This is a genomic window from Bacillus cereus group sp. MG20, assembly GCF_040459885.1.
Classification (GTDB): Bacteria; Bacillota; Bacilli; order Bacillales; family Bacillaceae_G; genus Bacillus_A; species Bacillus_A cereus.
Map to the genome: position 1 here is coordinate 3,129,549 of NZ_JARVHF010000001.1, position 13,250 is coordinate 3,142,798.

Below are 13,250 nucleotides of genomic sequence, written 5' to 3' on the forward strand. Positions count from 1 at the left end.
CGTTCAACATATAATCTACTTAACAAACAAACCCTAATTCTGTACCTTCCAATTTTGTATAACATAGAATCCCATGTTTGTTAAGTAGAGTAATGGACCAGGAGTTTTCCTGGTCTTTTTTTACCCCGTAAAACCCCTACTGATTAAAGTTTTACTTTATGAATGAAAGCAACTAGCAAATAGTAAGGTAATCCAAATTATAATGGGGTAAGAAAATAAGCTGAACATGAGTATAATTACGAATTGCTTTTTATGAATTAAGTGTTTTTGGGATGAAAAAAAGAAAATAGAAAAGATAACAATGAAAACTGCGGATATTACGCCGGGGTTATAGGAGCGATAAATGAAAAACAAAACAATATGTTGAACAGAGTTGAAGAAGATAGCCCCTTGTATAAAAATAATCCAGTATATAGAAGACAAGAAGTTCAGTTGATATAGAAAGATGATAAGTAATACAAAGATTGTTAATACGGAAATGGCAATGAAAAATTGTTGGCTAGTTATAAGGCAGATTGAAAATTGATTAGCAAGATATTGTGGCATTTGGAAAGCTTCTTCAAGGTTATGAATGAAAAATAATAAGGGAATGATCCAGAGTATAGTAGTGGAATGCTTTTTCATCAACTTACATCACTCCAATAAAGTATAGAAAGCCTAAAAAAGGCCCTCTATACAGATAGTTATTCAATTATGATATTTTTTAAATTATTTTCATGATGCTCTCGTTCTTTCGGATAAGCAGCTAGCTCCTCTTGCAAAATATTTAATATTTGCTTAGCTGATTGCTGGATTGGATTAGGTAGCTCTTCTAATATATGCATCCCGACTTTTACTTTTGTACGAATTACCCTTCGTAGTAGTTCCTCATGCATGCACTACACCTCCAAACCGAATGTTTAGTATATCTTCTTCAAATTTTGCTCCTTGAATAGAAAGGTGTGTTAACGTTTTTGGCAATGTAATATTTCGTTTCACAGAGCCAGCTCGAATAATTAGCTCATCACCTTTTTGATTTAATGAAAGTTCACTTTTGTTTGAGAAGGGAATAGAAAGAATGAAAATATACTCATCGCCATCTTTTCTTACATATTGTGTGCGGCCGTTAAATTTAACTTCAGTAGGACAATGATCAGTTTTAAATAAAGCATCTCCTACACGCTCTAACATAGGTAAACCAACAACTTCTTGTTCAAACATTGGAGCTTCGTAAATAGGAAGTGGATCAAAACTATTTTGAATTAATGTTTTATATTTCTTTTGCGTATCTTTCCATGCTTGAAAATAAGGATCGGTGACGGTGTTAGGGATGACGCGATTAATCATAATGGCATCTACGTTATAATCGTATAAATTTAAATAAGTAAAGCTACGCTGAGCTTCTTTAATGACCATTTTTTCAGGATTTACAACGATGCGGATACTTGTTACTTCTCGATTTGATAAAATATCTCTCATTTCTCCGAGCTGTTCAAGTGTATTTGTTAATTCGTCCATAATATCGTCGGTTGGAAGAGGGACACCAAGGAGTGGTTGAGCTACAGGACGAACGACTTTTAAAACTTTTCTTTTAATAGGAAACAATTTTTCCATCCACCAGCCGAGCATGTCTGGAAAGCTTAGCATTGCTAATGTTTCTCCTGTTGGAGCACAATCAATAATGATAACATCATATGTGTTTTGTTTATAATAATCGAGTACGCGAAGTAAGCTAATTAAATCTTCCATACCAGGAAACATCGTTAATTCTTCTGTTGTAATATCATCGGCTGCTTTGGAAGTGAAGAGTAGTGTAATATATTTCTGTAATTTTCCCCATCCTTTTTCCATCTCATAAATCGTATTAATTTCTTGTGCCCACAAATTTTCACGAATTTCTAATGGCTCAGAAGATAGCTTTATACCAAATGAATCTCCTAAACTATGAGCAGGATCTGTACTCATGACTAAAGTTTTTAATCCTTGTTTTGCGCTTTGAATTGCTGTTGCTGCTGAAATGCTAGTTTTTCCTACGCCGCCTTTACCTGTATACAAGATAATTCTCATCATTCATATCCCCTTTGTTTCGAATGTCGAATATTACGAGTGTCGAAGTAAATGGTTGAATAAAAACCCAGATAGGGTTTTATTCAATCGGAATGTTTTTCATTTTAGGTGTAGAAACCTTTTCTTCTGTTTTTTGCTGTGAGGTAGCAATGTGATTCATAATCTTTTGGAAGATTTGTAGTAAGAATGCTTTTTCTTCTTCTGACAATGCTTCTGTCACTAAGCTAAAGTAATGGGCTGCATTTTGTTTTACTTCTTGAACGAGCATTACGCCGGTTTCTGTTAACCGAATTAATACAATACGTCGGTCGTTTTCATCACGGTAGCGTTCAATATATCCCTTTTTTACAAGGCGATTTACAACGCCCGTCGTTGTACTCATCGGTATATCAAGAAGGTCAGCAATTTTCGTCATTGTAATATCTGTATTTCGTTCCATCCAAAGTAAACAAAATACTTCTGTTTTAGAAAGTGTTAAATCTAGGCTTACCCATTCTTCAGGATAGAAAAGTTTCTTGGCGTTATCTAGCAGTAAGTCTAAAAAATGTTCATATTGCAACAATTAATTCCACTCCCGTATATTTCGAGGTTCGTAATATTTATTTTTATTTTATGTAGAATAGAAATAATTGTCAATGATTTTAATTATTTTTTCAGATTAGGCAGAAAACTTTCTTTGAAATAGTATTCTTTTATGATAGATTTATAAATATAAAACTAGAATTTACATAAAAATCCATCATGGTAAATATACTTATCTATAATGGGTATACAGCTAACGAGGGGGAGAACGATGAGAAGACGTAATACGCAAGCGTTCACGTTTTTAGCATGGACTTCATTTGTTTGTGCGCTTTCAGGTATGCTAATTGGGATTTATACGTTAGATGAAACGCTTAGTGTAAAAGGATACTATTTAATTGGAACATTATTTTTAACGATGTCTTGTTTTGTATTACAAAAAACAATTCGTGATAATGAAGAAGATAACGAGAGATTTCCGAAAAATAAACCGTTAGATAAAGAGTAAATTGTAAAGAAAGGCATTTGCCTTTCTTTTTTTATGTAAAAATGGCGTAAGTACTGTGTGTTGACTTGCTTGAAGTACTGAAAATTTGGTATCATCAATAGTATTGTAGATTGAACGATATATTATGGAGGTGGCCTAGCCGTGTCAAGAATTTCCGTTGAGAATGTAAAGCACGTAGCACATTTAGCACGTCTTGCAATTACTGATCAAGAAGCAGAAAAATTTCAAAAACAACTAGATGCAATTGTTACATTTGCAGAACAGTTAAATGAATTAGATACAACAGATGTAAAACCAACAACTCATGTATTAACGATGAAAAATGTTATGCGTGAAGATGTACCAGAAAAAGGTTTACCAGTCGAAGAAGTATTAAAAAATGCACCGGATCACAAAGATAATCAAATCCGTGTTCCAGCAGTATTAGAATAGAGGAGGGGAATTTCGATGTCATTATTTGATCATTCAGTATCAGAGTTACATAAGAAGTTAAACAGCAAAGAAATTTCCGTTACGGATTTAGTAGAAGAATCTTACAAACGTATTGCGGATGTTGAAGATAACGTAAAAGCTTTTCTTACATTAGATGAAGAAAATGCACGCGCAAAAGCGAAAGAATTAGATGCAAAAATCGGCGCTGAAGATAATGGTTTATTATTCGGTATGCCAATTGGTGTAAAAGATAACATTGTAACTAACGGCCTTCGTACAACTTGTGCGAGCAAAATGCTAGCAAACTTCGATCCAATTTATGATGCGACAGTTGTGCAAAAGCTAAAAGCTGCTGACACGATTACAATCGGTAAATTAAACATGGACGAGTTTGCAATGGGTTCTTCAAATGAAAACTCAGGATTCTACGCTACGAAAAACCCATGGAACTTAGATTACGTTCCGGGCGGATCTAGTGGTGGTTCTGCAGCAGCTGTAGCAGCAGGAGAAGTACTATTCTCTCTAGGTTCTGATACGGGTGGTTCTATCCGTCAGCCAGCTGCATATTGCGGTGTTGTAGGTTTAAAACCAACTTACGGACGCGTATCTCGTTACGGATTAGTAGCATTCGCATCTTCACTTGACCAAATCGGACCGATTACACGTACAGTAGAAGACAATGCATACTTATTACAAGCTATTTCAGGTATTGACCGCATGGATGCAACTTCTGCAAACGTTGAAGTTGGAAACTATTTAGCTGGTTTAACAGGCGATGTTAAAGGTTTACGCATTGCTGTACCGAAAGAATACTTAGGCGAAGGTGTTGGCGAAGAAGCTCGTGAGTCAGTACTAGCTGCTTTAAAAGTATTAGAAGGTATGGGCGCAACTTGGGAGGAAGTATCTCTTCCACACTCTAAATACGCTCTAGCAACGTATTACTTACTATCTTCTTCTGAAGCATCTGCTAACCTTTCACGCTTTGATGGCGTGCGTTACGGTGTTCGTTCTGATAATGTAAATAACTTATTAGATCTTTACAAAAACACACGTAGTGAAGGTTTCGGTGATGAAGTTAAACGTCGTATTATGCTTGGTACATTTGCTCTTAGCTCTGGTTACTATGATGCATATTACAAAAAAGCACAACAAGTACGTACATTAATTAAGAACGATTTTGAAAATGTATTTGCTAACTATGATGTTATTATTGGACCAACAACACCAACTCCGGCATTTAAAGTGGGAGAAAAAGTTGACGATCCAATGACGATGTATGCAAATGACATTTTAACAATCCCAGTAAACTTAGCGGGTGTTCCAGCGATTTCAGTTCCATGTGGATTTGGTGCTAACAACATGCCACTTGGTCTACAAATCATTGGTAAACACTTCGATGAAGCGACAATTTACCGCGTTGCACATGCGTTTGAGCAAGCAACAGACTATCATACAAAAAAAGCAAGTCTGTAAGGAGGCGAGCATAGATGAATTTAGAAACAATTATTGGTTTAGAGGTTCACGTTGAGTTAAAAACAAATTCGAAAATTTTCTCTGCGAGTCCAACAGAATTCGGAGCGGAGCCAAATACACAAACAAGTGTAATTGACTTAGGATACCCAGGGGTACTTCCTACTTTAAATAAAGAAGCAGTTAACTTTGCAATGAAAGCTGCAATGGCATTAAACTGTGAAATCGCAACGGAAACGAAGTTTGACCGTAAAAACTATTTCTATCCAGATAACCCGAAAGCTTACCAAATCTCTCAATTTGATAAGCCAATTGGTGAAAATGGTTGGATTGAAATCGAAGTAGACGGTAAAAAGAAACGTATCGGTATTACACGTCTTCATTTAGAAGAAGATGCTGGTAAATCAACGCATACAGCTGATGGTTCATTAGTAGACTACAACCGTCAAGGTATGCCTTTAATCGAGATCGTATCTGAGCCAGATATGCGTACGCCAGAAGAAGCATATGCATACTTAGAGAAGTTAAAATCAATCATTCAATACACCGGTGTATCTGATTGTAAGATGGAAGAAGGTTCTCTGCGTTGTGATGCGAACATTTCTCTTCGTCCAGTTGGACAAGAAAAGTTCGGTACAAAAGCGGAACTGAAAAACTTAAACTCATTCACTTACGTACAAAAAGGTCTTGAGCATGAGCAAGTGCGCCAAGAAAAAGAATTGTTATCTGGTGGTATCATCCAACAAGAAACACGTCGTTATGATGAAGCAACGAAGAAAACAATCTTAATGCGTGTGAAAGAAGGATCTGACGATTACCGTTACTTCCCAGAGCCAGACTTAGTTGAACTTTACATCGATGATGAGTGGAAAGAAGCAGTTCGAGCTTCTATTCCAGAACTTCCAGATGCACGTAAAGCTCGCTACGTTGCAGAACTAGGCTTACCAGCTTATGATGCACACGTGTTAACATTAACGAAAGAGATGTCTGATTTCTTTGAAGCAACTGTTGCAGACGGTGCTGATGCGAAATTAACATCGAACTGGTTAATGGGTGAAGTACTTGCATACTTAAACAAACAACAAAAAGAATTAAAAGACGTTGCATTAACGCCTGCTGGTTTATCTAAAATGGTTCAATTAATTGAAAAAGGTACAATTTCTTCTAAAATCGCGAAGAAAGTATTTAATGAATTAATTGAAAAAGGTGGAGACCCAGAAGAAATCGTAAAAGCGAAAGGTCTTGTTCAAATTTCTGACGAGGGTACACTTCGTAAAGTTGTAACAGAAATTCTTGATAATAATGAGCAATCTATCGAAGACTTTAAAAACGGTAAAGACCGTGCAATTGGCTTCTTAGTTGGTCAAATTATGAAAGCTACAAAAGGACAAGCAAATCCACCGCTTGTTAACAAAATCTTACTTGAAGAGATTAATAAGCGATAATAGTAGTGACTTTTAAAGATTAAGCAGAAAAACACCCGTACATGGGTGTTTTTCTAGGTTAATCAAACGTTTGTTTAAATGAGACAAAATCGTTTAAACAAACGTTTGATTAACTGTCAAAAGTGGAAAAATGTTTGTATAGCAACTATGGTATGATAGTTGCAAAAAGGTGGGAATAATGATAAATCTAAACATAGAGGTTTTTTTCATCTCATGAAATAATAGATAGTTATTATTCGTTATATGTAAATTTTTATGGAAGAATGGATAGAAATAAAGTGAAACTTTAATCAGTAGGAGGTTCATCCAACACTGATTATTAGCCCTCACCAATCGGGCATTTACTGCCTGCAAATAGCGGGATAAATTTTTGGGTCAAATAAAAAAACCATTGAAATGAATATTTACTTTTGATGGACTACACGAATCGGGTTCTTACTGCCTGTTTGAGCGGGATAAAAGAAGGATAGCAAGATGAGAGGAGGTAGGCATGGGAATACTGAATAGAAGTTCAGTATGTTCTTTTTCGATACATAAAGAAATTTCCTGTGCTAATAAATGATGAAGCGAGCAAGAATTATTTATAATCCTACTTCTGGGCGTGAGCTATTTAAGAAGAGCTTACCAGAAGTATTACAAAAATTAGAACAAGCTGGCTATGAGACATCTTGTCATGCGACAACGGGTCCTGGAGACGCTACTGTGGCGGCGAGGCAAGCTGCGGATCGTAAGTTTGATGTTGTTATTGCGGCTGGTGGCGACGGTACGTTAAATGAAGTAGTAAACGGTTTAGTTGGGCATGAATTCCGTCCGAAATTTGGAATTATTCCAGTTGGAACGACAAATGACTTTGCACGTGCGATTGGTGTACCTCGTTCTATTGAAGAGGCAGCAGATATTATTTGCGAAGGAAAAACAGTGCCATTAGACCTTGGTAGAGCGAACGATACATATTTTATTAACATCGCTGGTGGCGGTCGTATTACAGAATTAACATACGAGGTACCGAGTAAGTTAAAGACAGTATTAGGACAACTTGCTTATTACCTAAAAGGTATCGAGATGTTACCATCATTACATCCAACATATGTTGAAATTGAGTATGATGGAAAATTACTACAAGAAGAAATTACAATGTTTTTAATTACGAATACTCGTTCAGTAGGTGGATTTGAAAAGGTAGCACCGTATGCATCTATTAACGATGGGTTATTTGATCTATTAGTACTGAAAAAAGGTTCTATCGCTGATTTGATTAAAGCAGCAACACAAGCACAACGTGGTGAACATATTAACAATCCAAAAGTGTTATATACACAAGCGAACCGAATTAAAGTACATTCACCAGATAAACTAATGATTAATTTAGATGGTGAGTATGGTGGAGATGCACCGATGGAATTCGAAAATATATATCATTGTTTAGAACTATTTGTTCCTGAACATCAAGAGGATGCCCTGTAAAGGCATCCTTTTTTACTTTGTTAAAATGAATTGTAAATTGGGAGTTAGTTTGATTTTTATGGTATTTTTACAATTCTTTTATTTTACATCCATATTTTATTGATACACTGGAGGAGATAAGAAACGAGAGGTAGGATGCTATGGAGAAGGTAAAAGCAATACTATTTGATAAAGATGGGACATTAATGGATTTTCATTCAATATGGATAAAAGTAGCTGAAGAACTTGTAGCTGAATGTATAAGTTTATATCATTTACCAAGTACAATAGGGCAGACCTTATTAGAAGAGATTGGTGTAGAGGGAGCATTTGTTAATCCGAGGAGTGCAATAGCTGCTGGAACAAGCCTTGATGTAGCGAAGGGGCTTTGTAATTATATTGAGTCTGCTAGAGAAGAAGAGATGCATCATTGGGTAAGTGAGAAGTTATTTTCCCTTATGTATGAGTATCGTTCGCATATGAAAATGACAGCGGATTTACCGAAAGTGTTACAGGCATTAAAAGATAAAGGATTTATATTAGGGGTTGTCACGGCGGATGATTTTGCACCAACAGAATTATTTTTAAAACAATATAAGTTGGAGAACTTTTTTGATTATATTATAGCCTCGGATACATTCCCTGCGCAAAAACCAGATAAAAAGATTATAGAAGTGTTTTGTGAGAAATTTAATTTAGAATCATGTGAGGTTGCGGTTGTTGGAGATACGCCAACGGATTTACATTTAGCTAAAAATGGCGGTGATTGCTATGCAATTGGAGTCCTTTCTGGTACGGGGGATCGTCCAACATTAGAACCACTTGCTGATTTAGTGTTAGATTCTGTTGGGGAGTTTATTTCTCAATCGGGTAAGTTTTTCTGGGAGAAAGAAAAGTCTAATGTGTAAGGAAAATAAGTCTATAAAGACTCTTAATGAGTCTTTATAGACTTATTTTTTATGCCTGGATACAAAGAATATAGGATAAATGCTAGAAAAGAAAGTTGGCATATATTTTGCAATAAGAAGAGAAAACAATGTAAAGAAAAGGATGGGGTACGCAATGAATACAAAAAAATTTGCTAAAGTAAATGAACAAATTCCAGGACCGAAAGCGGCATCTTTATTGGAACGCCGTCAAAATATAGTACCAAAAGGAGTAAGTAACGGCATCCCAACGTTTGTACAATCTGCAAATGGTGCTCTTGTAACAGATGTTGATGGCAATCAGTACATTGATTTTGCAGGAGCAATCGGGACAATTAACGTAGGACATTGTCATCCAACGGTTAAAGAGGCGCTCCATAAACAAGTCGATCAATACATTCATACTGGATTTAATGTCATGATGTATGAGCCATATATTGAATTAGCGGAAAAGCTTGCGGCATTGGCACCAGGAAGTTTCGATAAGCAAGTCCTATTTTTAAATAGTGGTGCAGAAGCAGTTGAGAACGCGGTGAAAATCGCTCGTAAATATACGAAGAGACCTGGTATTATCGCATTTTCTAAAGGTTTCCACGGGCGTACATTAATGACAATGACGATGACAAGTAAAGTGAAGCCATATAAATTTGGGTTTGGTCCCTTTGCTCCAGAAGTATATAAAGCGCCATTTCCATACGAATACCGTCGCCCAGAGGGATTAACGGAAGAGCAGTATGATGATTTTATTATTGAAGAGTTTAAGAACTTCTTCATATCGGAAGTAGCACCAGAAACAATTGCAGCTGTTGTAATGGAACCTGTTCAAGGGGAAGGTGGATTTATCGTCCCAAGTAAGAAATTTGTTCAAGAAGTACGTCGCATTTGTTCAGAGAACGGCATCTTATTTGTAGCGGATGAAATACAAACAGGCTTTAGTCGTACAGGAAAATATTTTGCAATTGATCATTATGATGTCGTTCCAGATTTAATTACAGTGTCTAAATCATTAGGGGCTGGTGTACCGATAAGTGGTGTCATTGGACGTAAAGAAATTATGAATGAATCTGCACCAGGTGAACTCGGTGGAACGTATGCAGGAAGTCCATTAGGATGTGCGGCTGCCTTAGCTGTTCTCGATGTAATAGAAAATGAGAAATTAAATGATAGAGCGATAGAATTAGGAAAAGTCGTAATGAACCGATTCGAAGAGATGAAAAATAAATATCATTGCATTGGTGATGTGCGTGGGTTAGGAGCAATGTGTGCATTTGAGGTCGTTCAAGATCGTAAGACGAAAGCACCTGACAAAACGTTAACGGCTAATCTATGTGCAGAAGCAAATAAGCGCGGGTTACTGTTATTATCAGCAGGAACATATGGAAATGTTATCCGTGTGTTAATGCCTTTAGTTATTACAGATGATCAACTTGAAGAAGGTTTAACAATAATTGAAGAATCATTGCAAGCTTGTTATGAGCAAACGAACATCGCTCGCGTTTAAAAACGGAAGTATAAATAGCAAACATTCTAGCTGACTCTATATTAAATGCAGAAAATTCACTTTATAATAAAGGTAGTGAAGTGGATCGATGTATTTGAAGTTAGGGGTGGCTAGGATGGTTGCAGAAAAGGAACGAGTGTTAATGGATTTAAAAGATGTATTTGAATATGCGTTTGACGAAATTTTTGTTACAGATGAGCAAGGGATCGTTGTGCGTGTAAATAGTACATGTGAAAGGCACTACCAACTAGCTGCAGAAGAGTTAGTTGGTAAGCATGTAAAAGAACTACAAAAGGATGGAATCTTTTATCCATCAGCGACATTAGAAGTGATTGAAAAAAAGAGGCCAATTGAACTCGTTCAAACTACAAAATCAGGAGAGTATTTACACGTTCGTACAAGGCCTGTTTTTGATGATGAGGGAAATTTAAGAAGAGTGATTAGTTATTCTCGCGACCTTACTGAACTCTATCAATTACGTCAAAAGGTAGAGGAAATGGATAATCAGCTAAAAACATATAAAAAAGAATTAAGAGAAACATATGAGCATGAAGGACTTATTTTTAAAAGTCTAGCTATGCAAAAAATAGTCGATACAATCAAAAAAGTATCTGTAGTGGATAGTACTGTTCTCGTTTTAGGCGAGACTGGAGTAGGAAAAAGCCGATTAGTACGCCATTTACATGAAGTGAGTCACCGTAAGAATGAAAGTTTCTATGAAATTAATTGTGCGGCATTGCCAACTAATTTAATTGAATCGGAGCTCTTTGGATATTCAGGTGGATCTTTTACAGGTGCGAATCGTGAAGGGAAAAAGGGACTATTAGAATCCGCGCATAAAGGAACTCTTTTTTTAGATGAAATCGGTGAAATGCCGATTGAAATTCAAGCGAAGCTTTTGCAAGTATTGCAAGAAAAAACATTTCGTCCTATAGGCGGAAGAGAATTAAAAAAAGTAGATGTTCGAATTGTGGCGGCAACAAATAGAGATTTAAGCGAGATGGTGAAACAAGGAACATTTCGGAAAGATTTATACTATCGTTTGAATGTTATTCCAATTGCAATTCCCCCGCTTAGGGAGAGAACAGAAGATATTTTGCCGCTTATTTATTATTACTTGCAGCACTTTAATAAAAAGTACGGACGTGATGTGAAACTAGCGCCGAGTACGTTACAAATGTTTGTCGGATATCCGTGGGAAGGAAACAATAGAGAAATAGAGAATGTAATTGAGAGAATTGTTATTACTGTCGATGATGTTGTAACGGTAGAGGATTTGCCACTCTCTATGCAAGAGGCTGCAGTTGAACAATCAGGGCAAAGTCTTTATAAAATGCTGGAAGAGGTAGAGAGAAATATTATTCTTAAAGCGTATAAAACGTATGGATCAAGTTATAAAGTGGCTGAGTTTTTGCAAATTAGTCAATCTGCTGCTACTAGGAAAATTAAGAAGTTCATAGAGGAGGAAGAAAACATTGGATAAAAAGGCGACTTTCGTGAGTATAGATAAAAAGGCGATGTATATAAATGGTGAGTGGATTACACTACAAGAACAAATTGAAGTAAATAATCCTGCGACGAAGGAAATATTTGCAACTGTACCAAAAGGCGGAGTAACAGAGGCAAAGCAAGCTGTTGATGCTGCGCATGAAGCTTTTAAAACGTGGTCTAAGTTAACGGCAGCAGATCGTGCCACGAAGTTAAAAAAGTGGTTTACGCTTATTGATGAAAATAAAGAAGAGATCGCAGCGATTATGACGAAGGAACAAGGAAAGCCGTTTGCAGAAGCGCTTGGTGAAGTAAATTATGCAAACAGTTTTGTTGAATGGTATGCAGAAGAGGGGAAACGCGTATACGGTGAAATGATTCCTGCTTCTCATCCGAATAAGCGCATTTTAGTTATGAAGCAACCAGTTGGCGTTATGGCAGCTATTACACCTTGGAACTTCCCAGCTGCTATGATTACGAGAAAGGTAGCCCCAGCGCTTGCAGCAGGCTGTACAGCCGTTGTGAAACCGGCAAGTCAAACGCCATTAACTGCATTGAAATTAGCTGAATTAGCCCATGAAGCAGATATTCCAAAGGGCGTAATCAATATCGTAACAGGTAGTGCAAAAGCAATTGCTGATACATGGATGGAAGATGGTCGCGTTCGAAAAGTGTCCTTTACAGGGTCAACGGAAATCGGGAAAGAGTTAATGGCTAGTGCGGCGCAAACGATGAAAAAAGTTTCGCTTGAGTTAGGGGGACACGCTCCGTTTATCGTAATGAATGATGCAGATTTAGATAAAGCAGTAGAAGCGGTGATTGGTTCGAAATTCCGTAATGCAGGACAAACGTGTATATGTACAAACCGAGTATTCGTTCAAGAAGAAGTATACGAAGTATTTGTAGAGAAGTTCCAAAAGGCAGTAGGGCACTTGAAAGTAGGAGACGGTTTCGGTGACGGAACGACTGTCGGGCCACTTATTGATGAGAATGCAGTTTCAAAAGTACAAGAACATATTGAAGATGCTATTCAAAAAGGTGGAACAGTTTTATATGGTGGTCAAAAGGTCGCAGAGTTAGAGGGACATTTCATTCAACCGACTGTAATTGGGTTGGCAAATGATACGATGCTTTGTATGAATGAAGAAACATTTGGGCCAGTGGCACCAGTTGCGAAATTTAAAACAGTTGATGAAGTAATCGAACGTGCAAATAATACACCATACGGTTTAGCTGCGTATATTTTCACGAAAGACATTAGCCAAGCATTCCAAATTAGTGAAGCGTTAGAGTACGGTATTATCGGTCTAAACGATGGTCTTCCATCAGTTGCACAAGCACCATTCGGTGGATTTAAAGAAAGTGGTATCGGCCGTGAAGGAGGCCATTTCGGCATCGAGGAATATTTAGAAATTAAATATATTTCATTAGGACTATAAGTAGTATACTAGAATCTCTATAAGGTAACA

At 36.8% G+C, this 13,250-nt stretch carries 13 protein-coding genes; 9 read left to right on the plus strand and 4 right to left on the minus strand.

From position 1 onward, the window contains the following. Positions 1 to 156: 156 nt before the first annotated feature. From QCI81_RS16125 to QCI81_RS16140, 4 genes are all read right to left on the minus strand, one after another. On the minus strand, positions 157 to 624 hold the full coding sequence (locus QCI81_RS16125) for an HXXEE domain-containing protein (RefSeq protein ID WP_071731342.1): 468 nt from the start codon (positions 622 to 624) through the stop codon (positions 157 to 159). 59 nt (positions 625 to 683) lie between these two features. Next, positions 684 to 875: a DUF3926 domain-containing protein gene (locus QCI81_RS16130; RefSeq protein WP_000544108.1), complete on the minus strand. Its 192-nt coding sequence runs from the start codon at positions 873 to 875 to the stop codon at positions 684 to 686. Then, a complete protein-coding gene (locus QCI81_RS16135; RefSeq protein WP_094194458.1) occupies positions 868 to 2,049 on the minus strand; it encodes an ArsA family ATPase in 1,182 nt (393 codons plus the stop codon). Before QCI81_RS16135 ends, QCI81_RS16130 begins: the two co-directional genes overlap by 8 nt. A 76-nt stretch (positions 2,050 to 2,125) precedes the next feature. After that, positions 2,126 to 2,608 (minus strand): MarR family winged helix-turn-helix transcriptional regulator, encoded by a 483-nt coding sequence (locus tag QCI81_RS16140; RefSeq protein ID WP_000942489.1) that lies wholly within the window; start codon positions 2,606 to 2,608, stop codon positions 2,126 to 2,128. A gap of 231 nt (positions 2,609 to 2,839) precedes the next feature. On the opposite strand from QCI81_RS16140, the gene QCI81_RS16145 reads away from it, so the two are divergent. From QCI81_RS16145 to gabD, 9 genes are all read left to right on the plus strand, one after another. Next, positions 2,840 to 3,076, plus strand: coding sequence for a YiaA/YiaB family inner membrane protein (locus QCI81_RS16145; protein ID WP_001254393.1), 237 nt, complete (start codon positions 2,840 to 2,842; stop codon positions 3,074 to 3,076). A 141-nt stretch (positions 3,077 to 3,217) separates the two neighbouring features. Continuing rightward, positions 3,218 to 3,508 (plus strand): Asp-tRNA(Asn)/Glu-tRNA(Gln) amidotransferase subunit GatC, encoded by a 291-nt coding sequence (gene gatC, locus QCI81_RS16150; RefSeq protein WP_000086999.1) that lies wholly within the window; start codon positions 3,218 to 3,220, stop codon positions 3,506 to 3,508. 15 nt (positions 3,509 to 3,523) lie between these two features. After that, on the plus strand, positions 3,524 to 4,981 hold the full coding sequence (gatA, locus tag QCI81_RS16155; protein ID WP_000051455.1) for an Asp-tRNA(Asn)/Glu-tRNA(Gln) amidotransferase subunit GatA: 1,458 nt from the start codon (positions 3,524 to 3,526) through the stop codon (positions 4,979 to 4,981). A gap of 14 nt (positions 4,982 to 4,995) precedes the next feature. Further along, complete coding sequence (gatB, locus tag QCI81_RS16160; RefSeq protein WP_001047685.1) at positions 4,996 to 6,423, plus strand: Asp-tRNA(Asn)/Glu-tRNA(Gln) amidotransferase subunit GatB; 1,428 nt, start codon at positions 4,996 to 4,998, stop codon at positions 6,421 to 6,423. Between the two features lie 558 nt (positions 6,424 to 6,981). Beyond that, on the plus strand, positions 6,982 to 7,887 hold the full coding sequence (locus tag QCI81_RS16165; protein ID WP_000977679.1) for a diacylglycerol kinase: 906 nt from the start codon (positions 6,982 to 6,984) through the stop codon (positions 7,885 to 7,887). A 140-nt stretch (positions 7,888 to 8,027) separates the two neighbouring features. Then, the gene (locus QCI81_RS16170; protein WP_071731340.1) at positions 8,028 to 8,774 is read left to right on the plus strand and encodes an HAD family hydrolase; all 747 of its coding nucleotides are present in this window, start codon (positions 8,028 to 8,030) and stop codon (positions 8,772 to 8,774) included. Positions 8,775 to 8,928: 154 nt separating this feature from the next. Further along, positions 8,929 to 10,293: a 4-aminobutyrate--2-oxoglutarate transaminase gene (gabT, locus tag QCI81_RS16175; protein WP_063546281.1), complete on the plus strand. Its 1,365-nt coding sequence runs from the start codon at positions 8,929 to 8,931 to the stop codon at positions 10,291 to 10,293. A gap of 115 nt (positions 10,294 to 10,408) precedes the next feature. After that, positions 10,409 to 11,776, plus strand: coding sequence for a sigma-54 interaction domain-containing protein (locus tag QCI81_RS16180; RefSeq protein ID WP_071731339.1), 1,368 nt, complete (start codon positions 10,409 to 10,411; stop codon positions 11,774 to 11,776). Then, positions 11,769 to 13,220: an NADP-dependent succinate-semialdehyde dehydrogenase gene (gabD, locus tag QCI81_RS16185; protein WP_063546285.1), complete on the plus strand. Its 1,452-nt coding sequence runs from the start codon at positions 11,769 to 11,771 to the stop codon at positions 13,218 to 13,220. Before QCI81_RS16180 ends, gabD begins: the two co-directional genes overlap by 8 nt. The last annotated feature ends 30 nt before the right edge of the window (positions 13,221 to 13,250 follow it).